20 protein-coding genes are annotated in these 25,271 nt (G+C 68.6%); 13 read left to right on the top strand and 7 right to left on the bottom strand.

What is annotated here, in order from left to right:
- Window positions 1–11: 11 nt before the first annotated feature.
- Window positions 12–4,763 (bottom strand): translocation/assembly module TamB domain-containing protein, encoded by a 4,752-nt coding sequence (locus tag DQG15_RS12450; protein ID WP_116085729.1) that lies wholly within the window; start codon window positions 4,761–4,763, stop codon window positions 12–14.
- Window positions 4,763–6,577, bottom strand: coding sequence for an autotransporter assembly complex family protein (locus DQG15_RS12445; RefSeq protein WP_157968983.1), 1,815 nt, complete (start codon window positions 6,575–6,577; stop codon window positions 4,763–4,765). Before DQG15_RS12445 ends, DQG15_RS12450 begins: the two co-directional genes overlap by 1 nt.
- A 202-nt stretch (window positions 6,578–6,779) precedes the next feature.
- Here DQG15_RS12445 and parA point away from each other — a divergent pair, with 202 nt between their 5' ends.
- Window positions 6,780–7,418 carry a ParA family partition ATPase gene (gene parA, locus DQG15_RS12440; RefSeq protein WP_116085726.1) on the top strand — a complete coding sequence of 213 codons (639 nt, stop codon included), beginning with the start codon at window positions 6,780–6,782 and terminating at the stop codon, window positions 7,416–7,418.
- 36 nt (window positions 7,419–7,454) lie between these two features.
- Here the strand turns inward: parA and DQG15_RS12435 are convergent, their stop codons facing one another.
- The 3 genes from DQG15_RS12435 to ettA form a co-directional block, all read right to left on the bottom strand.
- Window positions 7,455–7,661: a cold-shock protein gene (locus DQG15_RS12435; RefSeq protein WP_116085725.1), complete on the bottom strand. Its 207-nt coding sequence runs from the start codon at window positions 7,659–7,661 to the stop codon at window positions 7,455–7,457.
- A gap of 341 nt (window positions 7,662–8,002) precedes the next feature.
- The gene (locus DQG15_RS12430) at window positions 8,003–8,899 is read right to left on the bottom strand and encodes a hypothetical protein (RefSeq protein ID WP_116085723.1); all 897 of its coding nucleotides are present in this window, start codon (window positions 8,897–8,899) and stop codon (window positions 8,003–8,005) included.
- A 322-nt stretch (window positions 8,900–9,221) separates the two neighbouring features.
- Entirely contained in the window at window positions 9,222–10,877 is a 1,656-nt protein-coding gene (gene ettA, locus DQG15_RS12425; RefSeq protein WP_116085721.1) for an energy-dependent translational throttle protein EttA, read from the bottom strand.
- 112 nt (window positions 10,878–10,989) lie between these two features.
- Here ettA and DQG15_RS12420 point away from each other — a divergent pair, with 112 nt between their 5' ends.
- The 9 genes from DQG15_RS12420 to DQG15_RS12380 all read left to right on the top strand — a co-directional run bounded on the left by DQG15_RS12420 (window position 10,990) and on the right by DQG15_RS12380 (window position 21,042).
- Window positions 10,990–11,586, top strand: coding sequence for a nicotinate-nucleotide adenylyltransferase (locus tag DQG15_RS12420; protein WP_370454189.1), 597 nt, complete (start codon window positions 10,990–10,992; stop codon window positions 11,584–11,586).
- A gap of 96 nt (window positions 11,587–11,682) precedes the next feature.
- A complete protein-coding gene (locus DQG15_RS12415; protein WP_116085718.1) occupies window positions 11,683–12,645 on the top strand; it encodes a sugar-binding transcriptional regulator in 963 nt (320 codons plus the stop codon).
- A gap of 266 nt (window positions 12,646–12,911) precedes the next feature.
- Window positions 12,912–14,231 (top strand): sugar ABC transporter substrate-binding protein, encoded by a 1,320-nt coding sequence (locus tag DQG15_RS12410; RefSeq protein ID WP_116085717.1) that lies wholly within the window; start codon window positions 12,912–12,914, stop codon window positions 14,229–14,231.
- A gap of 175 nt (window positions 14,232–14,406) precedes the next feature.
- A complete protein-coding gene (locus DQG15_RS12405; RefSeq protein WP_116085715.1) occupies window positions 14,407–15,279 on the top strand; it encodes a carbohydrate ABC transporter permease in 873 nt (290 codons plus the stop codon).
- Window positions 15,280–15,294: 15 nt separating this feature from the next.
- Window positions 15,295–16,125, top strand: coding sequence for a carbohydrate ABC transporter permease (locus tag DQG15_RS12400; RefSeq protein WP_116085714.1), 831 nt, complete (start codon window positions 15,295–15,297; stop codon window positions 16,123–16,125).
- A gap of 14 nt (window positions 16,126–16,139) precedes the next feature.
- The gene (locus tag DQG15_RS12395) at window positions 16,140–17,138 is read left to right on the top strand and encodes an ABC transporter ATP-binding protein (RefSeq protein ID WP_116085712.1); all 999 of its coding nucleotides are present in this window, start codon (window positions 16,140–16,142) and stop codon (window positions 17,136–17,138) included.
- A 129-nt stretch (window positions 17,139–17,267) separates the two neighbouring features.
- On the top strand, window positions 17,268–18,746 hold the full coding sequence (locus tag DQG15_RS12390; protein WP_116085710.1) for a mannitol dehydrogenase family protein: 1,479 nt from the start codon (window positions 17,268–17,270) through the stop codon (window positions 18,744–18,746).
- 40 nt (window positions 18,747–18,786) lie between these two features.
- Window positions 18,787–19,452, top strand: a complete 666-nt coding sequence (locus DQG15_RS12385; protein ID WP_116085709.1) for an HAD family hydrolase — start codon at window positions 18,787–18,789, stop codon at window positions 19,450–19,452.
- Between the two features lie 24 nt (window positions 19,453–19,476).
- Window positions 19,477–21,042 (top strand): FGGY-family carbohydrate kinase, encoded by a 1,566-nt coding sequence (locus DQG15_RS12380; RefSeq protein ID WP_116085707.1) that lies wholly within the window; start codon window positions 19,477–19,479, stop codon window positions 21,040–21,042.
- Here DQG15_RS12380 and DQG15_RS12375 read toward each other — a convergent pair.
- Window positions 21,016–21,549: a gluconokinase gene (locus DQG15_RS12375; RefSeq protein ID WP_116085706.1), complete on the bottom strand. Its 534-nt coding sequence runs from the start codon at window positions 21,547–21,549 to the stop codon at window positions 21,016–21,018. The genes DQG15_RS12380 and DQG15_RS12375 overlap by 27 nt on opposite strands.
- Window positions 21,549–21,749, bottom strand: a complete 201-nt coding sequence (locus tag DQG15_RS12370; RefSeq protein WP_116085704.1) for a SlyX family protein — start codon at window positions 21,747–21,749, stop codon at window positions 21,549–21,551. The genes DQG15_RS12375 and DQG15_RS12370 overlap by 1 nt, the downstream gene beginning before the upstream one ends.
- A gap of 184 nt (window positions 21,750–21,933) precedes the next feature.
- Here DQG15_RS12370 and hisS point away from each other — a divergent pair, with 184 nt between their 5' ends.
- The 3 genes from hisS to hisG are packed head-to-tail and all read left to right on the top strand — an operon-like array spanning window position 21,934 to window position 25,254.
- Window positions 21,934–23,445 (top strand): histidine--tRNA ligase, encoded by a 1,512-nt coding sequence (gene hisS, locus DQG15_RS12365; RefSeq protein WP_116085702.1) that lies wholly within the window; start codon window positions 21,934–21,936, stop codon window positions 23,443–23,445.
- A complete protein-coding gene (locus tag DQG15_RS12360) occupies window positions 23,438–24,547 on the top strand; it encodes an ATP phosphoribosyltransferase regulatory subunit (protein WP_116085701.1) in 1,110 nt (369 codons plus the stop codon). The genes hisS and DQG15_RS12360 overlap by 8 nt, the downstream gene beginning before the upstream one ends.
- Window positions 24,544–25,254 carry an ATP phosphoribosyltransferase gene (gene hisG, locus DQG15_RS12355; RefSeq protein ID WP_116085699.1) on the top strand — a complete coding sequence of 237 codons (711 nt, stop codon included), beginning with the start codon at window positions 24,544–24,546 and terminating at the stop codon, window positions 25,252–25,254. The genes DQG15_RS12360 and hisG overlap by 4 nt, the downstream gene beginning before the upstream one ends.
- Window positions 25,255–25,271: the final 17 nt, after the last annotated feature.

The raw sequence follows: 25,271 nt of genomic DNA, 5'->3' as shown, positions 1-25,271 counted from the left end.
GCCCCCCGTCTTCAGTAATCGCGCTCGAAAAAGATGCCGAGGCTGGTTTCGCCGTCCGAGCCGGCGGACCCCTTGACCGTCACGTTGCGGCGGACGTCGATGTTGAGATTGATCTCGGTGTCGCCGTCGCTGCCCGTCGTCACGTCGGTATAGACGTTGTCCGACAGGTACTTGCCGATGCGCAGCTGGGTGCCGCCGGTCTCGTCGGTTGTGAAGTCGAGATCGTCGAGGCCGAGGTTCTCCCGGATCTGTCCCACGATGCCGACGCCGCCGCGCCCGGTGAGAGTGGCCACGGCATTGGCGAGTTGCGCCGCCTGTAGGGGCGACAGCTGCGTGACGTCCCGGCCGAAGAGGAACTGCGCCAGCACCTCTTCCTGCGGCAGGGAGGGGTTGGAGTTGAAGCTGATCTCAGGATCGTCCACCGGGCCTTCGACGCTGATCGTGATGGTGTATTCGTCCGTTTCGGTGGAGGCGCTGAGGGACACGTAGGGCACGAAATCACCCTGAAGCGTGATTGCGCCCTGATCGAGGACGATGCGTTCGCCGAGGATGTCGAGGCGGCCGCGGATCAGCTCGAACCGACCGACGGGAACGATGTCGGACGTCGTCCCCCCGAGGGTCAGCTGGCCGCCGAGTTCCGCCTCGAGGCCGCGTCCGCGCACGAAGATCTGGTTGTCCGCAACGATGCGTATGTCGAGATTGAGGCCCCCGGAGCCGCCGCCGGACGCATCGTCTCCATCCGTATCGGCGTTCGGCCCGGCCAGATCGGCGCGCAGGCGGGTGATGTAGACCGGGCGCGGCTCGTTGATATGGGTGATCTCGGGAATGTCCCCGCCGAAGCCGAGGCCGCTGTCCGGGACGCGGATCTCGGTTTCGCCGAGGTTCAGACGCCCGCTGATCCCGCCGCTTCCGGCAAGCGGGCCGCTGAGTTGCAGATCGCCGCTGACGCGGGTCTCGTAAAGCTCGGGATCGCGCAGGACGTAGTTGCGGATGTTGATGGCGATATCGGCGGGCAGCCCCGCGCCGAGGCCGAGCGAGCCGTTCGCCGACAGCCGCCCGCCATCGCCGCCACGGGCAGAGGCGTCGATGCGGGCCGTGCCACCACCCAGGTTCACCGTCGCGTTGATGTCGGTGATCGCCTGCGACAGGTTCGGCAGGAAGAAGCGCGCGCCATTCGTGCTGACAGTGCCGGCGACGGAGGCAAGCTCGAGCGGGCCGTTCAGGCCGAGGTCGAAGCTGGCCGTGCCGACGATCTGGTTGGGATCGAGTGCGGCATTGGCGAGGCCTAGGGGAACGCTGCCCGTGGCGTCCAGATCCGCGCTGCCGAAGTCCGGTGCGATCGTGCCGTCCACCGAAGCGCGGGCCGGGCCGGGGCCGGTCACGTCGAGATCGACCGCGTACCCGCTTTGCGACTGCTGGAGGTTGCCCGCAACACGCACCGTGCCGGACAGGCCGGGCGCGAGGGGGGCGATGTTCGGTATCGAGACGGCAAGATCCACGTCGCTGCCCTCGGCGCCGACCACGCCCGCCACCGTGCCCGAGGTGCTGTAGGGACCGGAGAAATCCGCATCGATCCGGTAGCGCTGAGTATCCTCGACCTGTTCCACGGAGGAGGTCAGGGTCAGGGGGCCGTTGATGCCGGGAGCGATGGCGCCGACATTCGGCACCGAAACGCGCACGTCCACGTCCGTCCCGGTGGCGCCCGCAAGACCCTCGACCGAGGCTGACGCGCCATAGGGGCCGGAGGCATCGAGATCGACGCGGAAGCGACTGTCCCCGTTCTCGGCCACGTCCCCGGTGACGCTGAGGCCGCCCGGTATGCCGGATGCGATCGGAGAGAGGGATGGCAGGTTGAGCGCGAGGGAGACCTCGCTGCGTCCGTCGCCCACGGGACCTTCCACCGCGAAAGTGCTGTCGTAGGGACCGGAGCCGTTCACGTCGATGGCGAAGCGGCCCTCGCCCGTCTGGGCGGCCGTGCCGGACACGCTGAGGGGGCCGGAATAATCGCCCGGCGCCAGCGGCGCGATATCGGGAAGCGCGGCATCAAAGACGATGGAGGTCTCGCCGCCGCCGACCGGACCCTCGACGGAAAAGACGCTGTCGTATGGGCCGGTCCCCTCGACATCGAGGACGAAACGGCCGTCTGCCCCTTGCTCGGCAGTGCCGGTGACGCTCAGCGGGCCCGAGTAATTCCCGCCCGGGACGAGCGGCTGGATATCGGGGATCGCGACGGCCCCCTGCAGAGAGGTTTCGCCGCCGCCCACGGGACCTTCGACGGCGAAGGTCGAGCCGTAGGGGCCTGAGCCGTCCACATCGACGACGATGCGGCCCTCGGGGCCCTGGCGGAAGCTGCCGGTCACCTCGACGGCGCCCTTGTAGTCCAGCGTCTCGGGAAGGAGGGGGGCGATCTCGGGGATGGCGACGCGGCCCGCGAGCGCGGTTCGGCCCGACCCCACCGGACCCTCGAGGTCGAACGTGCTCTCGTAGGGGCCGGAGCCCTCGACGTCGACGACGAAGAGACCTTCGTCATTCTGCACCGCGGAGCCCGTGACCCGGATCGGGCCGGAAATGTCGGCGCCCGGCGCGAGGGGGGCGACATCGGGCAAGGATACCGTGCCCTCGATATTGCTGCGTCCGTCGCCGACCGGGCCGGAAATGTCGAAGGAGCTTTCGTAGGGGCCGGACCCCTCGACGTCCACGCGCCAGCGGCCTTCGCCGGTCTCGGCGACGTTGCCGGTGACGTCGAGCGGGCCGCTATAGTCCGTATCGGGCAGATAGGGCGCGATGTCCGGCAGGGAGACGGCCAGGTCCACATCACTCGTGCCTTCGGCGATGCGGCCGTCGATGCGGGCGGTCAGATCGTAGGGCGCGGCCAGATCGACGGCCACATCGTAGACTTCGGGCGCGCTGTTCTGAACCCGGCCCTCAAGGGTGACGGGGCCGCTGTAATCCTCGACGAGGATGCCGAGATCGGCAAGCCGGGCGGTCAGGACAAGGTCGCTGTCGGTGGGCCCGAGGCGGCCTTCGCCGCTTGCGGTGATCGCCGGGCTGTCGATCAAGAAGGCGCGCAGCGTGGTGCCGCCGGTATCTCGCGCAGCGGACAGATCGATGGAGACGGGACCGTCCAGAAGCTCGTCCGCAGTCTCCTGGCCGATGCTGAGATCGGTGCCCTGAAGACTGAGTTCCGCATCAAAGATCCCGCCGAGCGCATCGACATTGCCCGATAGGGTCACTTCGACATCGCCGGTGAGAGGACGGCCCGCGACGCCGGAAAAGCGGGAGAGATCGTCCGCGTTCAGCGCGGCGTCGCCCTCGAAGAGGATCGAGCGGTTCTGGAGACGCGCGATGCCCTCGATCGCGGCGGAGTAGTTCGTACCGATCACGTTCAGGGAGGTCAGTTCGAGCGGCTCCCCATCCGCCCAGGTGAGGTTGACGTCGCCGCGGATGTCCTCTCCGACAGCGTCGCCCAGAGCTTCGTCCGCCGGGTCGATACCGCCCGCGGTGAAGGTCAGATCCGCCGTGACGGCGCGTTCGCCGCCTTCGGCGCGCGGAGCGGCGATGGTGCCGCCGCCACCGAGCCGAAGGGTCGCGATCTCGATCTGCGGCTGGTCGATCCCCTGCGCGATGAGGTCCAGCGTCCACCGGTCGCTGACGGCGCCGTCGAAACTCGCCGTGATCTGAGCGCGGTCGACCTCCGTGTCGCCGCCCCCGAAGGGCAGGGTGACGGAGCCGCCGTCGCTTGCGCGGAGCGCGCCTTCGAGGTCGAACGCATCTGGAAGTCCGTCCGCTCCGATGGCGGCAGAGCCCTCCAGCGTGAGCGAGAGCGCGGAGATGCCCAGCTCCTCGATGACGGTACGGCCGTCGCCGGTCTGCCGCCCGCGCAGGATGAGCGCTATGTTCGAGCCGAGGAAGTCCTCGTAATCGGGCTGGACGATCTGGGTGATGTCGCCGCCGATCTCCACGTCGAACGCCCGGCCGCCATCGTCGGTGCCGTCGAGGGCGACAGTGCCGGTCACGCGGGGTTCGCCGTCGGTGTCGAGGGCGATCTCGGCGGTGAAGTCGTCGAGCGGCCCTTCACCCTGCACTTTCAGCTCGAGGGAGGGCGCGCCGGGGATGTTCAGCAGGTTGACTGCCAGACCGTTCGCCGCCTCGTCGACCCGCAGGTCAAGGGACAGGACCTCGGACTCCCCGTCGAAGGCGGCATCGAGGGCGATCTGTCCCTCGGGGCCGTCGAGCCGCTGGAGCGTGAGGTCCGCCTCGCCGCTGCCATCCGCGAGGGAGGCGGACCCCTCGAGCGACAGGACGGCCTCCTGGCCGATGATGTCCTCGCCGAGGACGGCACGTCCGATGGAGACCTCGCCGATATTCACCGAGACGGGAAGCTCGGGCAGGGAGAAGCCGGAGGCCTGCGCGCTCGGCACGTCCACCTCAGGCTCCGTGATCGGGCGACGCTCGACGATCAGCTCTTCGGCGGAAAGTTCGGTCACGGTGAAGCGGCCGCGCAGGAGCGCCGAGCGATTCCAGTCGAGAACGGCGTTTCTCAGCGTGAACCAGGTGCCTTCCTCGTCCGCGATCGTCAGCTCCTCGATCGTGGCGCGAGAGGAGAGCGCGCCCTCGAAGCCCTCGATGCGGATCTGGCGGCCGCCGCCCGAGAGCCGGTCCTCGATGAAGCCCTGGAGCAGGCCGACGTCACGGTCTTCCTGGGCATGGGCGACGCCCGTGGCGAGAACCACGGCGGTGAGTGCTGCAAGGAATGCGCGCATCAAAAGGCCTGCCCGATACCGATGTAGAACTGAACTGCCGCCGCGTCCTCGTCCGGCGTGTCGCCGACGGGCGTCGCCACATCGACGCGGATGGGACCGATCCCCGTGGCATAGCGCAGGCCGAGACCGGCGCCGGAGATGGTCTCGCCCGAGCCGTCGGGGAATTCCTCCTCGCCGACATAGCCGGTGTCGTAGAACCCGACGATGCCGATCTTGTCCGTCACCTTGGTGCGAACCTCCGCGGACAGCGCAACATAGGAGCGCCCGCCGATCACCGTATCGTCGATCTCGTCGGTGCCGAGGGTCTGGAACGGATGCCCTCGCACCGATCCGCCGCCGCCGGCGAAGAAGAGGTAATCGGGCGGCGCGCTGTCGATGTCGGGGCCGGTGAGGGAGCCGAGCTGGGCGCGGCCCGCGAGCACGACGCGGTCCTGTGCGCCGAAGCCGTAATAGGCCCGCGCGTCGACTTCCGTGAGGGCCCCGCTGTCGATGTCGCTGATGCCGACGAAGGGGGAGACGTCCGCCTTGATGTAGACACCCTCGGTCGCGTCGAGATCGGTGTCCCGGGTGTTGTAGGTCAGGCTGACGGGCAGCGAGACGAGGGAGAATTCACGCTCACCGAACGCATCCTCGACCTGTCCCGCGCGCAGCGCGACGCCGACGGTCCCGGTCAGCCGTTCCGAGAAGATCCGCTCGAGGCCGACACCGAAGGTCAGCGAGTCCGACTTGTAGCCGGGCTCGTCCTCGGACTCGATGGCGCCATTGATCAGAAGGTTGGTATCGGGGGTGAAGGTCGCCGGGCGGCGGAAGAAGCCGGTAAGCGCGTAATCGATCCCGTTGTCTTCCTCGGTCGCGCCAATGTTGGTCACGTCGAAGTCGAACCGGAGCCGTTCGGCCCCGCCAAGCAGGTTCCGGTGCAGCCAGAAGGTGGTGAAGGTCAGGCCTTCCACCGAGGAATATTCGAGGCCGACGCCGAGGCGGCGGCGCTTCTCCTCGACCACCGCGATGTCGATGGGAAGGGAGCCGTCGGCTGCGAGGGTCTCCGCATCGGAGACGGTGATCGAGCGGAACGCTTCGGTGCGCCGAAGCCGCTTCGTGGCCTGCTCCAGCTCCTCCGGGTCGTAGATCTCCCCCTCCGGGATGCCGGCGATCGTGCGAATGCGCTCGGTGCGCACGCGCTCGTTGCCGGTGATGACCGGGCGGCCGAAGCGCAGGCGCGGGCCGGTGGAGATGCCGATCCGGGCCGAGAGGGTGTTCGCGGCGTGATTGGCGGTGATGTCCTCGGAGGCGATGTCCGCCCGCGCGAAGCCAAGATTGCGCCAGCCGTCGATCCCGGCATTCGCCGCATCGCCGATGATCGAGGCCGCGGCAGGTTCGCCTACGGCGAATTCCTCAGGCAGGTCCGTCTCGGGAGAGAGGGGATCTATCCGCGCCTCGGAGAAGACGAACTGGGGCCCGGGCTGAACGTTCACCACGATCCGGCCGATGCCGGACGGTGCCGACAGGGGGGACAGGTCCGCCGCCTCCCGCCCGTCGACGAAGACGTTGATGACGCCGCCGTAATAGCCTTCGGAATAGAGCGCCGTCAGGAGACGCGCATATTCCGCCTTCGCCGCCGCGACGAGTTCGGCCGGGCCGCGCTCCTCGTCCTGGAACGCCGCACGCAGGACGGAGGCGGCGTTCAGCGCGCTCTTGAGGTCTTCGTCGGAACTGCTGACCACGAGGTCGAGGTTCTGGGTGAACGCCGGCCCTGCGCCTGCGGCAAGGGCGGCAGCGAGCGCCACGGGGCGCAGGAAAGCTGGGGTGCGTGTCATGTCGCATCAATGTTTAACGACGGTCCGGGCACGGCGCCATGGCCAAGGTGACGTTGCGAACCGAGATCGGGCATAAACAAAACGTGTGCCTCGCCACGGGCGGGGCTGCGGCCCCGGCGCGAACGGCTCCTTGCGGCGCCCCTTCCTTTCGGCGAGGCTAACCCCAAGGAAGTTCGACAATTCCAGCAAGGTGAGCGACAGCATGGCCGGCCGAACGATCACGCTGGCGCAGCAGAAGGGCGGCTCCGGCAAGACGACGCTGGCAGCGAATCTTGCCTGCGCCTACAGGCTGGAGGGCCGCCGCGTGGCGCTCCTCGACACCGACCCGCAGGGCAGCCTCGGCCGATGGTTCATGACCAGACGGGATGCGCTCGGGGAGGCGGACATGGAGTTCTCCACGGCCTCCGCATGGGGCGTCTCATACGAGGTGGAGAAGCTGCGTCGGGAGAACGACGTGGTGATCGTGGATACCCCGCCCAAGGTGGATGCCGATCTCCGGCCGGCCTTGCGGGAGGCGGATCTGGTTCTGGTGCCGGTCTCCGCGAGCCACCTTGATGTCTGGGCGACCGAAAGCGTGCTGGAGCTGGCGAAGCGGGAGCATCGGAAGACGCTGCTCGTTCTCAATCGTGCGCGACCGGGAACGCGGCTGACGGCGGAAATATCGGAGAACCTGACGGAGCTCGGGGCCGAGATTGCCGAGACGGTGCTCGGGAATCGCGTGGCCTATGCCGAGAGCCTCGGGCGCGGACGGGCCGCGCCGGAGGAAAAGCGTGCCGGTGCGGCGAGGGCGGAGATCGCGGCGCTCTCGACTGAGATCGCGCGCCTCATCGGCCTCGCCTGAGCGCGGAGGGCCCGAAGGCCGTTCCGCAGTCCCGGTTCAGGCCAGCGCGAGGTTGGAGGCGCTGGCGCGGCCGTCGCGGCCGGATTCGATGTCGAAGGTGACCTTCTGGTCATCCGCGAGGCCCGTGAGGCCGGCGCGCTCGACAGCGGAGATGTGGACGAAGACGTCCTTGCCGCCACCATCGGGGGCGATGAAGCCGTAACCCTTGGTGGAGTTGAACCATTTAACGGTGCCGGTGGCCATGATGTGACCCTTCCTTGCTAGTCTCCTGCCCGCGATATTGCGGCAGGTCGGCTTCAGTCGCTTACGATCGAGGGACTGACAGCACGGGTAGCGAGGACAGTGTTCGATGCGGCGCAGCGCGTTCGCAGGTCGCATCATGCGCCAAAGAGCGCCACCGCGCAAGGGGGCATGGACAGGGCCCGCCCCGGCTCTCGGCGTCGTGTTTTCAAAATCGATTTGGACCGCGCCGGCTCGGGAACGGAGTGTCAAGCCTAGCGCACATTCCGGCGGCCTTAAACCACTTCTCTCGCGGAAGGCTGCGGCGGAACGCCCCGAGCCGGCCCCGGGACGCCGCCCGGTGGCTATTTGAGGGGACCGGCTCGGAAGCCGTCGTTGATGGCGACGCGGGAATGCTCGTCGATGGCGACGGCACGGATGCGGGGGCCACCCTCCTCGGGATGGTCGTCGTGGTCGCGGGGCAGGCCGACCACGGCGGAGCGGGCGGCGCCCTTGCGGCGGATCTCGCCCCTGAGGGCGTCCCGCCACCGGCATTCCCAGCGATTGCAGACATCGGCCCGCATCTCGCGGGGCAGGGCGCAGCCGGTATTCGTGTGGTAGACGCAGGAGCGTTCGATATGCGCCTCGGGCAGGCGGGAGAGGTAGTCCTGCCGAATCTCCTCCCTCTTAGCCTCGGGGTTCTGGCGGAGGTACCACTGGATCGTGCGCATGTTGATGAAGGCGTCCCGGCCGTTGCCCTGCATGCAGCACTCGCCGCGACACGCGATGCAGGCGGCGTCGAGAGAGAGCGGATCGCCCTGCTGATGCTCCGCGCGCTGGACGAAGTCGGGATCGCCCTCCGCTTCGGTCTGAAGCCATTCCGGCGCCTCTTCCTCCCCGAGCGCCTCCGCGATGGCGCGGTCGAGATTGGTCTCGAACCGCTCCAGCTGCTCCTCCTCCTGCGGCACCTCGGTCAGGGTGATATGGGGAACGACGCCCGTCGCGATCCTGTCCAGATCCGGCTCGCCGGCCTGCGCAGCGGTCGCTTCGAGGACGTGGGACACGCGCGCCAGCCCCTTTGCCTCGGCCGCATCCCTCTCCTCGGCCTTGCGCTTTACCTCGGCGGAGGCCGCCTCGATCGTCGCGCGGGTCTGGCAGACGGGGTTGCCGCAGATCCCGAGCCCTGCGCGTTCGGGCGGGACGGGCTGCCCGCAAACCCTGCACCGCCCGTCGAGGCGCGCCTTCGTCCTGAAAGGATGCATCGAAATAAGGTCCGTCCTGGAATGAACGATGCCACCCTGACCGCTCCGGGGCGCATCGGTCAAGAAGGGCGGAGACCGGGGTCGGAAGCGAGAGAGCGGACGATCGCGCTGCGAAGACCGGTGTTGCGAGGGGCCCGCCCGCTGTCCCGCGGGTGGGGGCATGACAGGGAGCAGGTCGCAGGTGTATTCGGCCGCCATTTCTCCGGTCCCGGCTCCGGAGCTGGCCGCGTCATTGGACGGCGCGCAAAGGAAAAAGGGCGCCCGACTGGCGGGCGCCCTTTTCGATCTTCTGCGGGCCCGTGTCTCTCCGGGCGCCTTCGGCTCAGCGGGTGAACTTCTTGTGCTTCGAGCGGCTCGGCTGGAAGGCCTCGTCGCCGAGACGGCGGACCTTGTCCTCCTCGTAGGCCGCGAAGTTGCCCTCGAACCACTCGACGTGCCCGTCGCCTTCGAAGGCGAGCATGTGCGTGCAGAGGCGGTCGAGGAAGAAGCGGTCGTGGGAGATGATCACGGCGCAGCCCGCGAAGTCCTCAAGCGCATTCTCCAGCGCCCGCAGCGTCTCCACGTCGAGGTCGTTGGTCGGTTCGTCGAGGAGCAGCACGTTGCCGCCGGCGCGCAGCAGCTTGGCCATGTGCACGCGGTTGCGCTCACCGCCCGACAGGAGGCCGACGGGCTTCTGCTGGTCCGGCCCGCGGAAATTGAAGGCGCCGCAATAGGCGCGGGAGTTCATCTGGGCCTCGCCGAGTTCGATGATCTCGGCGCCGCCGGAGACTTCCTCCCAGACCGTCTTCTCGGGATCGAGCGCGTCGCGGGACTGGTCGACATAGGAGAGGTCCACCGTCGGTCCGTAGGACAGCTCGCCCGAATCAGGCTCCTCCTGGCCGGTGAGCATGCGGAAGAGGGTGGATTTGCCGGCACCGTTGGGACCGATCACGCCGACGATGCCGCCCGGCGGCAGCGAGAAGGAGAGATCGTTGATCAGGACGCGGTCGCCGTAGGACTTCTTGAGGTTGTCCACCTCGATGACCTTGGAGCCGAGACGCTCGCCGTTCGGGATGATGATCTGCGCCTTGCCGACGCGCTCCCGCTCGGACTGGCCCGCCATCTGCTCGTATGCGTTGATCCGGGCCTTGGACTTGGCCTGCCGCGCCTTCGCGCCCGCCCGGATCCACTCGAGCTCACGGTCGAGGGACTTCTGCCGGGCCTTGTCCTCGCGGGCCTCCTGCGCCAGCCGCTTGGCCTTCTGGTCGAGCCACGCGGAGTAGTTGCCCTCGTAGGGAATGCCGCGGCCGCGATCGATCTCGAGGATCCAGCCGGTGATCTCGTCGAGGAAATACCGGTCGTGGGTGACGATCAGGATCGTGCCCTTGTAGTCGATCAGGTGCTGCTGGAGCCAGGCGATGGTCTCGGCGTCGAGGTGGTTGGTCGGCTCGTCGAGAAGCAGCATTTCGGGCGCTTCGAGCAGGAGCTGGCAGAGCGCGACGCGGCGCAGCTCGCCGCCCGAGAGGTTCGCCGGCATCGCATCGTCCGGCGGACAGCGGAGCGCTTCCATCGCGATGTCGATCCGGCTGTCGAGATCCCACAGGTTCTGGCTGTCGATGGTGTCCTGAAGGGCGGACATCTCCTCGGCGGTCTCGTCCGAGTAGTTCATCGCCAGCTCGTTGTAGCGCTCGAGGATGTCCTGCTTTTCCTTCACGCCGAGCATGACGTTCTCGCGCACGGTCAGGCTTTCGTCGAGCTGCGGCTCCTGCGGCAGGTAGCCGACGCGCGCGCCCTCGGCGACCCAGGCCTCACCGGAGAAGTCCTTGTCCTGCCCCGCCATGATGCGCATCAGGGTGGACTTGCCCGAGCCGTTGGCGCCGACCACACCGATCTTCACGCCCGGCAGGAAGTTGAGGCGGATGTTCTCGAAGCACTTCTTGCCGCCCGGATAGGTCTTGGAGACGCCGTCCATGTGGTAGACGTACTGGTAGGTTGCCATGTGCTCGCTCGCTGACTGGTTTGGCGCCCTAGTTACGGCGCCATGGCCCCTTGTTCAACGGGCAGAGGCACGGCAGGGGGCAAGGACCTGCGCGCACAGACGGGAAGACATGATGCGATACGACCTCCCTCCGGGCGCGCCGCGCGGAGCCATCGGCCTTCTGGGCGGCTCCTTCGATCCGCCCCACGCAGGCCACGTGGCCCTGACGGAGGCGGCCCTGGCGGCGTTCGGCCTCGCGCGCATCTGGTGGATGGTGAGCCCCGGCAACCCGTTGAAGGAAAACGGTCCCGCCCCGATGGAGCGGCGTCTCCGTGCAGCGCGCAATCTCGTCCGGCACCCGCGCGTCGACGTGACGGATATCGAGGCGCGGACCGGAACGCGCTTCACCGCCGCGACGCTCGCGGCCCTGGGGCGGCTCTACCCCCGGCAGCGCTTCGTCTGGCTGATGGGGGCGGACAACCTTGCGCAGTTTCATCGCTGGGACGACTGGAGAGGGATCATGGAAAGCGTGCCCATGGGCATCCTTGCCCGCCCCGGATCGCGCCTCTCCGCGCTGACCTCCCCCGCGGCGCGGGCCTACCCCTCCGCGCGGATACCCGCCGCGCAGTCCCTTGCGCTCGCACGGGCGGAGGCGCCCGCCTGGTGCTTCGTCAACATGCCGCTGTCCCCGGCCTCCTCGACGGCGATCAGGGCAAGCGGAGGCTGGTGAGGAGCGCGGCTCCTTCGCCCCGTTCCGCCCTTCGACTGGCGCTGAGGGGCCGGGTCGTGCAATCCTGCGCTCCTCCCGCGAGGACAAGGCAGGCTGATGGCGAAGGACGAGAGAACGGGCAGGAGCGCGCGGCGACTGGACGATGCGGCCCGTGCAGCCTGGCTCTACTATATCTCCGGCAAGACGCAGGACGAGATCGCGAGCGTTCTCGGCGTCTCCCGGCAATCGGCCCAGCGTCTCGTCAGTCAGGCGATGGCGGCGGGCATGGTGAAGGTCCGGATCGACCATCCGATCGCCGCCTGCCTCTCCCTGGCCGAGCGGCTGAAGTCCGAGCTCGGGCTTACGATGGCGGAGGTCGTGCCGACCCTGCCGGGGGAGGGCGGTCCGCTGGCCGCCGTCGCCAGCGCCACGTCGGCCTGCATCGAGGAATGGCTGGAGCGGGAGGAGCCGCTCGTCGCGGGCTTCGGCACCGGGCGGACCCTGCGCGCGGCCGTGGAGCAGATGCCGCGTCTTGCCTGCGCACAGCACAAGATCGTCTCGCTGACCGGCAACATCTCCATCGATGGCTCGACGGCCTATTACAACGTGCTCTTCTCGCTGTCGGACCGGGTGGACGCGCCGACTTACCCCTTGCCGATGCCGGTCATCGCCTCCTCTCCCGAAGAGCGGGAGATGATCGTCGGTCAGAAGGCGATCCGCAGGACCATGGATCTGGCGGGGGCGGCCGAGGTCGCCTTTGTCGGCATCGGGGGCGTATCGGAAGTCGCGCCGCTGGTGCTGGACGGTTTTCTCTCCCGGCAGGATCTGGACGCGCTCAGGGCGGCCGGTGCGGTGGGGGAGATCCTCGGCCGGACCTATGATTCGCAAGGCGCCGAGATCGGCGCCCGCGCCGCACGGAGGGTGACCTCCATGCCGCTTTCGGAGCTTGCGAACGGCCGCAGCGTGATCGCCGCGGCCACCGGCACCGCCAAGCTCCCGGCCATCGCCGGTGCGATTCGCGGCGGGCTGATCACCGGCCTCATCACGGACGAGGCGACCGCGACGGCCTTGCTCGGCTGAGCGGCCCGGACGGTCCCCGACCTCCTCCCCCCGGGCGGCGATGATCCGCGCCGGGGCCCCGGTGATTCACGCGCCCAAGCCGGCAAACAAGGGCCGCACATCCGCTGCCACGTCACGCCATGCGTTTTCTGCAATGCAGAATTGCGCTGGGGTATTGACCGTCTTTGCGTAGAGTGCGAGTAAATGCCCAGAGGGGTGGCAAATGTTCGACCGGGAGAAGTCGATCTGCCACCAGAATCGCCAAGCCCATATGAGGGAGGAGCCCTATGACACGCTTGACCTGTACCCTTCTCGGAGCCTGCGCCGTCGGCGCCCTGTCGTCCGCAGCCGCTGCGCAGACAACGCTCACCATCGCCACGGTGAACAACGGCGACATGATCCGCATGCAGGGTCTGACCGAGGATTTCACCGCAGATCATCCCGACATCGAACTCGAATGGGTGACGCTCGAGGAGAACGTCCTGCGCCAGCGCGTCACGCAGGACATTGCCACGAATGGCGGGCAGTTCGACGTCATGACCATCGGCACCTACGAGGTTCCGATCTGGGCAAACCAGGACTGGCTCCTGGCTCTCGACGACCTGCCTGAAGACTACGACGTGGACGACCTGCTGCCCTCCGTGCGCACCGCACTGTCGGTGGACGACACGCTCTACGCCGCACCGTTCTACGGCGAATCGGCAATGGTGATGTACCGCACCGACCTGGCCGAAGAGGCCGGCGTCGAGATCCCCGATCAGCCGACCTGGGACGACATCATGACCGCCGCCGAGGCGATGACCGATCAGGACGCCGGGATCTACGGCATCTGCCTGCGCGGCAAGCCCGGCTGGGGCGAGAACATGGCCTTCATCACCGCCATGGCCAACAGCTACGGCGCGCGCTGGTTCGATACCGATTGGCAGGCCCAGTTCGACAGCGAGGAATGGACCTCCGCCGTCAACGATTACCTGATGATGATGAACGAGTACGGCCCGCCGGGCGCGTCCTCCAACGGCTTCAACGAGAACCTCTCGCTGTTCCAGCAGGGCAAGTGCGGCATGTGGATCGACGCCACCGTCGCCGCAGGCTTCGTCACCGATCCCGATGACAGCACTGTGGCGGACAGCGTCGGCTTCGCGCAGTTCCCGAACAAGGACGGCATGGACAACCGGGGCAACTGGCTCTGGGCATGGTCGCTGGCGGTTCCGGCCTCCTCTGATGCGCCCGAGGCCGCCAAGGAGTTCGTCGCCTGGGCCACGTCGCAGGGCTACACCCAGCTCGTCGCCGAGGAAGAGGGCTGGCGCGCCGCACCTCCGGGCACCCGGACGTCTCTCTACGAGAACCCCGAGTACCAGGAGGCCGCGCCCTTCGCCGAGATGACGCTGAACTCGATGTCCGCCGTCGATACCAGCGCGCCCTCGGTTCAGGAGATCCCGTATACCGGCGCACAGTTCGTCGCGATCCCGGAATTCCAAGGCATCGGCACGGCGGTCGGTCAGCAGTTCTCCGCCGCGCTTGCGGGCCAGGTGACGGCCGAGCAGGCTCTGCAGAACGCGCAGACCTCCACCAACCGCGAAATGGAGCGGGCGGGCTACCAGGACTGAGCCCGAGCGCGCCCCGCGTCCTCTCCTGAAAAGGGGGCGCGGGGACCCCGCAAGACACGGCGCGGGGGCGGTCCTCTTCCGGATCCGCCCCCCGCCCATCCGCCCGAGGCGCGGACCCTGAGACGTCCGCCTCCGCGCATCCCTGATCCTTCGTCACGCCCCCGCGAGGCCCGCCATGGCGACAGCCCATTCCAGAACCGCCGCCCGCGCGATGATCTCGCCGGCCGTCATCTTCCTTCTTCTGTGGATGATCGTGCCGCTGGCGATGACGCTCTATTTCTCGTTCCTGCGCTACAACCTCCTCATGCCCGGCATGGAGGAGTGGACCGGCTTCGAGAACTACCGCTACTTCCTGACCGATCCCGCCTTTTCGACCGCGCTCATCAATACGCTGCTGCTGGTCGGCGGGGTGCTTTTCATAACCCTCGTCGGCGGGACGCTCCTCGCGCTCCTGCTTAACCAGGATTTCTTCGGGCAGGGCATCGTGCGCGTGCTCGCCATCGCGCCCTTCTTCGTCATGCCGACGGTCTCGGCGCTCGTTTTCAAGAACATGTTCATGAACCCCGTGAACGGACTCTTCGCCTTCATGGCGGAGGCGATCGGGATGCAGCCCATCGACTGGCTGGCGGAGATCCCGCTTCTGTCCATCACGCTGATGGTGAGCTGGACGTGGCTGCCCTTCGCGACGCTGATCCTGCTGACCTCGCTCCAGTCGCTCGACAGCGAGCAGATGGAAGCCTCCGAGATGGACGGCGCGGGCGCGATCTCCCGCTTCTTCTACATCACCGTGCCGCACCTTGCGCGGGCGGGCACCGTCGTGGTGCTGATCGAGACGATCTTCCTTCTGTCCATCTTCGCCGAGATCCTCGTGACGACGAATGGCGGGCCAGGGAACGCCTCCACGAACCTCACCTACCTCGTCTACGCCGAATCGCTCCTGCGCTTCGACGTCGGCACGGGGGCCGCGGGCGGCGTCGTCGCCATCATCCTCGCCAACATCGTCGCGATCTTCCTGATGCGCGCGATCGGCAAGAACCTCGACGCCTGAGGAGGGGCATCCCACATGGCACGCGCTAGCAGCACCTCCCGCAAGCTCACCGTCACCGTTTTTGCGTGGCTCGTCGGTCTCACGCTTTTCTTCCCGGTCCTCTGGACGGTCCTGACCTCCTTCAAGACCGAGGCGGAGGCGATCGCCGATCCGCCGAGCCTTCTGTTCTTCAATTGGACGCTCGAGAACTACGTCGTGGTGCAGGAGCGGTCGAACTACTTTCGCTACTTCTGGAACTCCGTGCTGATCTCGGTCGGCTCCACGGTCATCGGCCTGATCATCGCGGTGCCGGCGGCCTGGGCCATGGCCTTCGTGCCGAGCCCGCGGACCCGCGGGATCCTGATGTGGATGCTGTCCACGAAGATGCTGCCGCCGGTGGGCGTCCTGATCCCGATCTACCTGATCTTCCGGGACATGAACCTGCTCGACACGCGGACCGGCCTCATCATCGTGATGATGCTCATCAACCTGCCGATCATCGTCTGGATGCTCTACACCTACTTCAAGGAGATCCCCGGCGAGATTCTCGAGGCCGCCCGGATGGACGGGGCGCAACTGCGCAACGAGATCATCCACGTGCTGACGCCGATGGCGATCCCCGGCATCGCGTCCACCATGCTCCTGAACGTCATCCTCGCATGGAACGAGGCATTCTGGACGCTGAACCTCACCGCGGCCAAGGCCGCGCCGCTGACCGCGTTCATCGCCAGCTATTCAAGCCCCGAGGGGCTGTTCTACGCCAAGCTCAGCGCCGCATCGACGATGGCCATCGCGCCGATCCTGATCCTCGGCTGGTTCAGCCAGAAGCAGCTCGTGCGCGGTCTCACCTTCGGCGCCGTGAAATAAGGAGGGCTCCCTGAATGGGCCGCATCACGCTCGACCAGATCACAAAGTCCTTCGGCGAGGCACAGGTCATTCCGCCTCTGGACCTCACCATCGAGGACGGCGAGTTCGTCGTCTTCGTCGGCCCCTCGGGCTGCGGCAAGTCCACGCTCCTGCGCCTGATCGCCGGGCTGGAGGACGTCACCTCGGGGGAGATCCGCATCGACGGCAAGCCCGCGACGGACCTGCCGCCGGCCAAGCGCGGCCTTGCCATGGTGTTCCAGTCCTACGCGCTCTACCCGCACATGAGCGTGCGCAAGAACATCGCCTTCCCGCTCAAGATGGCGAAGCTGCCGCAGGAGGAGATCAACCGGAAGGTTGAGAACGCCGCGCAGGTGCTCAACCTCTCTCCCTATATCGACAAGCGTCCCGGCCAGCTCTCGGGCGGGCAGCGCCAGCGCGTCGCCATCGGCCGCGCCATCGTGCGGGAGCCGGCCGCGTTCCTCTTCGACGAGCCCTTGTCGAACCTCGATGCGGCGCTCAGGGTCAACATGCGCGCCGAAATCTCCGAACTGCATCAGCAGCTGTCGACGACCATGATCTACGTCACCCACGATCAGGTCGAGGCGATGACGATGGCCGACAAGATCGTGGTGCTGCAGGCCGGCGTGATCGAGCAGGTCGGCTCGCCGCTCGATCTCTACAACCATCCGCGCAACCTCTTCGTCGCGGGCTTCATCGGCTCGCCCAAGATGAACTTCATCACCGGCCCCGAAGCCGCGAAGCACGGCGCCCACACCATCGGCATCCGTCCCGAACATCTCCGGACGTCGAAGGAGAGCGGTGAGTGGACCGGCCGCGTCGGCCTCGGCGAACACCTGGGGTCGGACACGTTCCTGCGGGTGGAGACGGAGTTCGGCGAGATGACCGTCCGCACCATCGGCGATTTCGACGCGCGGCACGGGGACACCGTCTACCTCACCCCCGATCCCGCCCGCATCCACCGCTTCGACGAAAGCGGCCTTTCGATCCGGTGAGCCCGGCCCGCGCCGCGGGGGGGCCGTCCCCCCGGGCAGGGCGCAAGCGGGTGAAGACCCCATGACGCTGCCGCGCCGGTCCCCGCTGGCCGAAGGCGGCCCCACATTGCTATTCTAGGAGTGCACGCCATGGCCGTGACCCTGTCCCTCGCCGATCTAGGCACCCTTCCCGAAGGTGTCGCCCGCCCCAGCTACGATCGCGAAGACCTCTCGCCCGGAATCCTGCATTTCGGCGTCGGCAACTTTCACCGCGCGCATCAGGCCGTCTATCTCGACCGGCTCTTCAGGGCGGGGGAGGGGCAGGACTGGGCCATCGTCGGCGCCGGGGTCATGCCGGGTGACGCGGTGGCGCGAGAGACGCTGGCCGCGCAGGATTTCCTGACCACCGTCGTCGAGCAGTCCGCCGAGACGAGCGAGGCCCGCGTCACGGGCGTGATGGTCGATTACCTCGATCCCGGTGACGCCGGGGCGATCGTGGCGAAGCTGACGGATCCGGCAATCCGGATCGCCTCCCTCACGATCACCGAAGGCGGCTATTTCATCGACGCCGAGACAGGCCGCTTCGATCCCACGCACCCCGCCATTGCCGCCGACGGCCAGACCCCGGACGCGCCGAAAACCGTCTTCGGCCTTCTCGTCGCTGGCCTCAAGGCACGCCGCGAGAGCGGGCAGGCGCCCTTCACCATCATGTCCTGCGACAACATTCCCCATAACGGTGCCATCACGCGCAACGCCGTCGCCGGCCTCGCACGCCTGTCGGACCCGCAGCTCGCGGACTGGATCGAGGAGAGTGTCGCGTTCCCGAGCGGGATGGTGGACCGGATCACCCCCGCGACCGGCGATCGCGAGCGCGCGATCGTCCGGGAGACGTTCGGTGTGGCCGATAACTGGCCCGTCTTCTGCGAGGATTTCATCCAGTGGGTTCTGGAGGACGATTTCCCGCAAGGCCGCCCCGCGCTCGAGACGGTGGGCGTTCAGTTCGTGCCGGACGTGGCCCCGTTCGAGACCATGAAGCTCCGCATCCTCAACGGTGGCCACGCGGTCATCGCCTATCCCGCCGGGCTTCTCGGCATCCATTTCGTCCACGAGGCGATGGAAGACGAGCAGATCCGCGCCTTCCTGGCCAAGATCACGTCGGACGAGATCATCCCCGCCGTGCCCCCCGTACCGGAGACGGACCTCGAGACCTATGCCGCCACCATCGAGGCGCGCTTCGCCAATCCCAAGATCGGGGACACCGTGCGACGCCTGTGCCTCGACGGCTCCAACCGGCAGCCGAAATTCATCGTGCCGACCATCGCGGACCGCCTGAACGCGGGGCAGGGGATCACCGGCCTTGCCCTCGAAAGCGCGCTCTGGTGCCGCTACTGCGCTGGCACGACCGAGGCGGGCGAGACGATCGAGCCCAACGATCCGGCCTGGGACCGACTGGTGGAGCGGGCGGAGGCTGCGCGCAGCGATCCCTCCGCCTGGCTCGGGATGCAGGACGTTTACGGCGCCGTCGGCCGCGACCCGACCTTTGCCGATGCGTTCGCCAAATGCCTCGAGGCGCTGTATGCGGACGGCGTGCGCGCGACGCTCGCAGCATATCTGGAGGACCGGCTCTAGGTTCACGACGCCCGACGGGCGAGACAGGAGGGGCCGGGCCATGCTGCCGCGTCTCGTCATCTTCGACTGCGACGGGGTCCTGGTGGACAGCGAGCTTCTGTCCGCCGAGGTGCTCCTGGGCGTGGTGCGCGAAGCCGGCGGACAGATCGAGGCGGCGGACGTCTACGAGCGGTTCCTCGGCCGCTCCATGGCGAGCGTGGTGGAGATCCTGCGTGCCGAGCACGATTGCGAGCTGACCGAAGCCCACCTGTCGCAGATCCGCCAGCGCCTCTTCGCGCGCTTCGAGACGGATCTTGGCGCGATCCCCCACGTGGCGGAGGCGATCGCAGAGATCGGCGCGCCCGTTTGCGTCGCCTCCTCCTCCCAGCCGGAACGGATTCGCCTCTCGCTGTCCCTGACCGGCCTGCTGCCCCTGTTCGAGGGCCGGATCTTCAGCGCGACCATGGTGCCGCGCGGCAAACCGGCGCCCGATCTCTTTCTCCATGCAGCGGCCCGGATGGGGACCGATCCGGCGGATTGCGTCGTCATCGAGGACAGCGTGGCCGGGCTTCGGGCCGCACGGGCCGCCGGGATGCGCACCCTCGCCTTCACCGGTGGAAGCCACGCGGCGCCCGCGAGATTGCACGAGAAAGTCGTCTCGCTCTCGCCTGATGCGGTCGTGGACGATATGCGTGGTCTGGCCGACGCGCTCGCCGCGCTCGGCTAGGTCGCCCTCGCTCGAGGAACATGCATGGAGTCTCTGATCTGCGCGGTGGATGTCGGAACCGCGAGCGCCCGGGCGGGCCTGTTCGATCGCTCGGGGTACATGATCGTCCGCCACGTCGCGCCATTCGAGATGACCGGAACGCTTGGCGGGATCGCGGAGATGTCCTCGGAGGGGGTCTGGCGCGCCGTCGCCGCAGCGGCCCGTGGCGCCCTTGCCGAAGCCCGCGCCGGCGGAGAGACCCGTCCCGTCGCCGGGCTCGCCTTTGACGCGACCTGTTCCCTGGTCCTGCGCCAAAAAGGTGGCGCCCCCCTCGAGATCGGCGCGGATGGTGCGGACACCATCGCCTGGATGGATCACCGCGGCACGGCGGAGGCCGAGGAGATCGCGGCGACCGCCGATCCCGCCCTCGCTTTCGCCGGCGGCTCCATGCATCCCGAGATGCAGCTTCCGAAGCTCCTCTGGCTCAAGCGCCACCGCCCGCTTCTCTGGGACAGGCTGGGCTCTGCCCGTGACCTCGTCGATTTTCTCACATGGCGCGCGACGGGGTCAGAGATCCGCTCCCTCTGCGCGGCAGCGGCGAAATGGGGATACTGCCCCGGCGATGGCGGCTGGCCGGAGGCGCTCTTCGCCCGGATCGGGCTCGAGGATCTGGGCCGGGCCGGCGGTCTTCCGCGTCACGTGGCACCGCCCGGAACGCGGGCCGGAACGCTGACCGCCCTTGCGGCGACGGAACTCGGCCTGCCGATCGGCTGCCCGGTCGCGGTGGGGATGGTGGACGCCTATGCAGGCACGCTCGGCCTCCTGGGGCGGGCCCCGGAGGGCGGCCGCGGCGGTCATGCGGCGCTGATCGCCGGCACCTCCGCCTGTGTCATGGGCGTGAGTGCCGAGCGGCCGAGGAGCGCCGGGCTATGGGGTCCGGTGGAGGGCGCGGTTCTGCCCGGTCTCTGGTCCATCGAGGGCGGGCAAAGCGCGGCCGGCGCCCTTCTCGACTGGGTGCTTCAGACCTTCGGGGCGGGCTCCGCCGACATTGCCGCCCACGAGGCCACGCTTGCCCGGATCGAGACGCTCCTGATCGCCGAAGGGCCGGACCTTGGGTCCGATATCCATGTCCTGACAGGCGCCCGCGGGCGGCGGATGCCTCGTCCCGGGGCCGAGGGGCGGGCGGGGATCATCGGTCTCGGCCTCGGGCGCGGTGCGGACGACGCCGCCCGGATCTACTGGCGCGCCGCGACCGCGCTCGCACTCGGCATGGGCGATGTCCTCGGCGAGATGGATGCCGCGGGGCAGCCCGTGCGGGTGCTCCATGCCGCGGGAGGCGTGCGGCGAAGCCCGCTTCTGATGCAGCTCTACGCCGATGCGACGGGCCGCGAGGTCCGGCCCTCCGGCGCCCCCGATGCGGTCCTGCTCGGAACCGCCATGCTCGGAGCCTCGGCCGCGGGGTTGTATCCCGGCCCCGGTGCGGCGGCGGCTTCCATGGGGATGCCCGCCGGCACTCCGATCACGCCGCGCGCCGAACGCGCCGGGCGTATGGAGGCGGACCGCAAGGCGCAGACGCGTCTGCGCTCAGTCCTGCGGGATCTCGCTCCCTGAGGCGCGAAGCCAGTCCAGCGTCGTTTCGACGTGAGCCTCCGCGGGGGCCAGATCCGAGAGGGTCAGGCCGCCCTCGTCCGGCTCGAGCGGCTCGAGCGTCGCAAGCTGGCTGTCCAGAAGCGAGGGTGGCATGAAGTGCCCGGTCCGGCCGCTGATCCGCTCCCGCAACGTGTCCGCGTCCGGCGCGAGGTGAACGAAGGTGACGTGGGAGCCGGCGGCCTGCCGCACCTGGTCCCGGTAGGCGCGCTTGAGGACCGACGCGGCGACACAGGCGCCCGTGCCGTCCTTCCGGCCCGTCCGCAGGGCTTCGCCGACGGCCTTGAGAAACGGCTTGCGCATCTCGTCGTCGAGCGGGTGGCCCGCTTCCATCCATGCGATGTTCTCGGGCGGATGACAGGTGTCGCCTTCGATGAACGGCAGGCCGAGGCGCTCCGCGAGACGCCGGGCGAGTGTGGACTTGCCGGAGGCGCTGACCCCCATGACCACGAGAAGGAGCGGCTCCGCCATCAGTAATGCGGCGGGGTTTCGTCGGTGAAGACGGCGCCGCCAGACTGGGCGGCCTCGTCATCCGCCGCGCGCCGGGTGAGATAGGCCACCCGTGCCTCCAGCCGCGAAATCTGCGTCTCCTGACGTGCGACGATCTCGGACAGATCGTCCGTCACGCGCCGCAGATGCGCCAGTTCTTCCTCGATGCGGGTCTCGTTCATGGGAAGTCTGGTACCCGCTTGCCGGCGGAGGGGGAAGGGGATTGCAGGGCGCCGGCCTCAGCGCACGCGTCCATCGGCGGGGGCGGTACCGCCAGCGGCCAGCGGCCGCGGTTGCGAGCGCACCGGCCTTCGGCTAGATGCGGGCGCGACTGCGATGCAGGGCAAGGCGGGGACGAGACGCGACATGGCAAAGACCAAGAAGGCCCCTCGGCCCAAGGCCGTGACCCCGCGCGGCTTCCGCGACTACATGGGCGCGGAGGTCACCGAGCGGACCGAAATGCTCGGCAGGATCGCGGAGGTCTACCGGCTTTACGGCTTCGACCCGCTGGAGACGAGCGCGGTGGAGACGGTCGAGGCGCTTGGCAAGTTCCTGCCCGACGTGGATCGCCCGAACGAAGGCGTCTTCGCATGGGAGGAGAACGGCGACTGGCTGGCGCTGCGCTACGACCTGACCGCGCCACTGGCCCGGGTCGCCGCGCAGTACCGCAACGATCTGCCCTCCCCCTACCGCCGCTACGCGATGGGCCCGGTCTGGCGCAACGAGAAGCCCGGGCCGGGGCGGTTCCGCCAGTTCTACCAATGCGATGCGGACACGGTGGGCGCGCCCTCTGTCGCCGCCGACGCGGAGATCTGCGGAATGCTCTGCGAAGCGCTGGAAGCGGCCGGGATCGAGCGGGGGGACTACGCCGTCCGCATCAACAACCGCAAGGTCCTGAACGGTGTGATGGAGGTCGCCGGCATCCTAGATCCGGCCGACCCCGAGGCGTTCGCGCGGGAGCGGGGCATCGTCCTGCGCGCCATCGACAAGCTCGACCGGCTGGGACCCGAGGGCGTCCGCCTCCTTCTCGGCGGTGGCCGCAAGGACGAGAGCGGCGACTTCACGAAGGGCGCAGGGCTGACCGATGAGCAGGCCGCCGTGGTCATGGGCTTCGTCGAGGCGGGGCTGGACCGGAGCGATGCCGGGCGCGCCCCCGCCGCCGTGCTGGCGCGGCTCCGGGATCTCGTTGGCGAAAGCGCTGAGGGGCGGGCCGGCGTCGATGAGCTGGAGCATATCGCCGAGCTTCTGGCGGCGCAGGGCTTCGGCCCGGATCGCGCAACCATCGACCCCTCCGTCGTTCGCGGCCTCGGCTATTACACCGGCCCCGTCTTCGAGGCGGAGCTGACCTTCGAGATCACGGGCGACGATGGCAAGCCGCGCCAGTTCGGCTCCGTCGCCGGCGGCGGGCGCTACGATGATCTGGTGAAGCGCTTCACCGGGCAGGCCGTCCCCGCGACCGGCATTTCCATCGGCGTCGACCGGCTCCTCGCCGCCCTGCATGCCACCGGCAAGACGAAGGGCGAGGCGGACGGTCCCGTCGTCGTCACCGTGATGGACCGGGACCGGCTGCCGGCCTACCAGGCGATGGCGTCCGAGCTCCGCGCCGCCGGGATCCGGGCGGAGGTCTATCTCGGCAATCCGAAGAATTTCGGCAACCAGCTCAAATACGCTGACAAGCGCGGCTCGCCGGTCGCCGTGATCGAGGGCGAGGAGGAGGCCGGGCGCGGCGTCGTTCAGCTCAAGGACCTGAAGCTCGGCGCGAAGATCGCGGCGAGTGCGACGCTCGAGGAATGGAAGGGGCAGCCGGCCCAACGCGAAGTGCCCCGCGCTGACCTCGTGGCCGAGCTTGGCCGGATGCTGGCGGCCCACGATGACTGACAAGGCGGCGATCCGGGCCGAGGCCGCGCGACTTCTGGCGGCGTTCGAAGAGACAGGGGCGGTCCCGGTCGAGGCGGAGATCCTGCAACCGGCGGGCACGCTCCTCGACCTCTATGGCGAAGATATCCGCGCCCGCGCCTTCACCACGGACGATCCCCTTCAGGGCGAGATGATGCTCCGGCCGGACTTCACCGTCCCCGTGGTCGAGGCGCACATGCGCGAAGGCGCCGAGCCGGCGCGCTACTGCTACGCGGGCGAGGTCTTCCGGCGTCAGGAAGTCGCGAGAGCCGGGCGTGCGGCGGAAACGATGCAGGTGGGGCTCGAGTTCTTTTCCCGCGCGGATCCGGCGGCGGCGGACGCGGAGGTCTTCGCCCTCTTCTCGGAATTGCTGGCGCCGCTCGGCCTCAGGGCCGCCATGGGCGATATCGGACTTCTGACGGCGGCGGTCGAGGGGCTCGGTGCCTCTCCCCGGCGACGGGCCGCGCTGATGCGGCATCTCTGGCGCCCGCGCCGCTTCAAGGCGCTGCTCGACCGGTATGCCGGACGCTCGGCGGTGCCGCCGGCGCGCAAGGCTCTTCTGGAAGGGCTGGGACGTCGGAGCGCCGAGGAGCTGGTGGCGAAGGCCGGGCCGGAGATCGGCCTGAGGTCCGCTTCGGAGGTCGTCGCGCGCATCAAGGCTCTGGCCGAGGATGCCGCTGAAGACCGGCTCTCCGCGGCGGAGGTCGAGGTGATCGACGATCTCCTTGCGGTGCGTGCGGACCCCGAGAACGCCCTTGCCCGGCTCGAGGATATCGCGGTGGACATGCCGGCGATGGAGCCTGCGGCGGCGCGGCTCGCCGATCGGCTGGACGCGCTGGTGAAGCGCGGCGTCGATCTCTCCGCCATCGAATTCGAGGGCAGCTACGGCCGCACCTCGATGGAGTATTACGACGGCTTCGTCTTCGGCTTCTATGCCCCCGGCCGCCCGGACCTGCCTCCTGTCGCCACCGGCGGGCGCTACGATGCGCTGTGCTCGCGGCTCGGCGGGGGGCGCTCGATCGAGGCCGTGGGCGGGGTGATCCGGCCGGGCCTCGCCCTTGCGCTCACGGAAGGTGCACCATGACGCTCAAGCTCGGCGTGCCGTCCAAGGGGCGGCTCATGGAGAAGACCTTCGACTGGTTCGGGGCGCGCGGGCTCGACATCCGCCGCACGGAGAACGAGCGCGAATATGCGGGCCGCGTCGAGGGGGCCGAGGGCGTGGAGCTGGTGCTGCTCTCTGCCGGCGAGATCCCGCGGGAGCTGGAGGCGGGCCGCATCCATCTCGGCGTCACCGGTTCGGACATGGTGCGCGAGCGCCTCGCCTCCTGGCAGGATTCGGTTCAGGAGCTGACCCGGATGGGCTTCGGTCACGCCGATCTGGTTCTCGCCGTTCCGGCCTTCTGGGCGGATGTGGACACGCTCGACGACCTCGATGCCGCCGCCGCCGCATTCCGCGCCGAGCACGGTTTCCGTCTGCGGATCGCGACGAAGTATCACCGGCTGGTCCGGGAGTTCCTGCGCGAGGCCGGCGTGGCCGATTACAGGCTGGTGGACAGCCAGGGCGCGACCGAGGGCACCGTGCGGAACGGCACGGCGGAGGCGATCGCGGACATTACCTCCACCGGTGAGACGTTGCGGGCGAACCACCTGCGCATCCTGTCGGACGGGGTGATGCACCGCAGCCAGGCGACGCTCTTCAAGTCCCGGCGGTCAGATTGGGATGGCGGCGCCCGCGAGGTCTGGCGCGGCCTTGGCAATCTGCTCGGAATCTCCGAACGCGGCGACCGCTGAGTTTCCCTTCGCGCGGA

Source organism: Tropicimonas sp. IMCC34011 (assembly GCF_003390865.1).
Lineage (GTDB): Bacteria > Pseudomonadota > Alphaproteobacteria > Rhodobacterales > Rhodobacteraceae > Tropicimonas_B.
The sequence above is the reverse complement of the archived record's forward strand: the minus strand, read 5'-3'. Positions and strand labels throughout refer to the sequence as shown.

What these genes read in the sequence shown, in the direction of transcription:
- hisG (WP_116085699.1), top strand. Translation starts at nt 24,544, where the DNA reads ATGACGCTCAAGCTCGGCGTGCCGTCCAAGGGGCGGCTCATGGAGAAG.
- DQG15_RS12370 (WP_116085704.1), bottom strand. Translation starts at nt 21,749, where the DNA reads ATGAACGAGACCCGCATCGAGGAAGAACTGGCGCATCTGCGGCGCGTG.
- DQG15_RS12410 (WP_116085717.1), top strand. Translation starts at nt 12,912, where the DNA reads ATGACACGCTTGACCTGTACCCTTCTCGGAGCCTGCGCCGTCGGCGCC.
- DQG15_RS12400 (WP_116085714.1), top strand. Translation starts at nt 15,295, where the DNA reads ATGGCACGCGCTAGCAGCACCTCCCGCAAGCTCACCGTCACCGTTTTT.
- DQG15_RS12380 (WP_116085707.1), top strand. Translation starts at nt 19,477, where the DNA reads ATGGAGTCTCTGATCTGCGCGGTGGATGTCGGAACCGCGAGCGCCCGG.
- hisS (WP_116085702.1), top strand. Translation starts at nt 21,934, where the DNA reads ATGGCAAAGACCAAGAAGGCCCCTCGGCCCAAGGCCGTGACCCCGCGC.
- DQG15_RS12390 (WP_116085710.1), top strand. Translation starts at nt 17,268, where the DNA reads ATGGCCGTGACCCTGTCCCTCGCCGATCTAGGCACCCTTCCCGAAGGT.
- DQG15_RS12445 (WP_157968983.1), bottom strand. Translation starts at nt 6,577, where the DNA reads ATGACACGCACCCCAGCTTTCCTGCGCCCCGTGGCGCTCGCTGCCGCC.
- DQG15_RS12405 (WP_116085715.1), top strand. Translation starts at nt 14,407, where the DNA reads ATGGCGACAGCCCATTCCAGAACCGCCGCCCGCGCGATGATCTCGCCG.
- DQG15_RS12450 (WP_116085729.1), bottom strand. Translation starts at nt 4,763, where the DNA reads ATGCGCGCATTCCTTGCAGCACTCACCGCCGTGGTTCTCGCCACGGGC.
- DQG15_RS12375 (WP_116085706.1), bottom strand. Translation starts at nt 21,549, where the DNA reads ATGGCGGAGCCGCTCCTTCTCGTGGTCATGGGGGTCAGCGCCTCCGGC.
- DQG15_RS12435 (WP_116085725.1), bottom strand. Translation starts at nt 7,661, where the DNA reads ATGGCCACCGGCACCGTTAAATGGTTCAACTCCACCAAGGGTTACGGC.
- DQG15_RS12420 (WP_370454189.1), top strand. Translation starts at nt 10,990, where the DNA reads ATGCGATACGACCTCCCTCCGGGCGCGCCGCGCGGAGCCATCGGCCTT.
- DQG15_RS12430 (WP_116085723.1), bottom strand. Translation starts at nt 8,899, where the DNA reads ATGCATCCTTTCAGGACGAAGGCGCGCCTCGACGGGCGGTGCAGGGTT.
- DQG15_RS12385 (WP_116085709.1), top strand. Translation starts at nt 18,787, where the DNA reads ATGCTGCCGCGTCTCGTCATCTTCGACTGCGACGGGGTCCTGGTGGAC.
- DQG15_RS12360 (WP_116085701.1), top strand. Translation starts at nt 23,438, where the DNA reads ATGACTGACAAGGCGGCGATCCGGGCCGAGGCCGCGCGACTTCTGGCG.
- DQG15_RS12415 (WP_116085718.1), top strand. Translation starts at nt 11,683, where the DNA reads ATGGCGAAGGACGAGAGAACGGGCAGGAGCGCGCGGCGACTGGACGAT.
- DQG15_RS12395 (WP_116085712.1), top strand. Translation starts at nt 16,140, where the DNA reads ATGGGCCGCATCACGCTCGACCAGATCACAAAGTCCTTCGGCGAGGCA.
- ettA (WP_116085721.1), bottom strand. Translation starts at nt 10,877, where the DNA reads ATGGCAACCTACCAGTACGTCTACCACATGGACGGCGTCTCCAAGACC.
- parA (WP_116085726.1), top strand. Translation starts at nt 6,780, where the DNA reads ATGGCCGGCCGAACGATCACGCTGGCGCAGCAGAAGGGCGGCTCCGGC.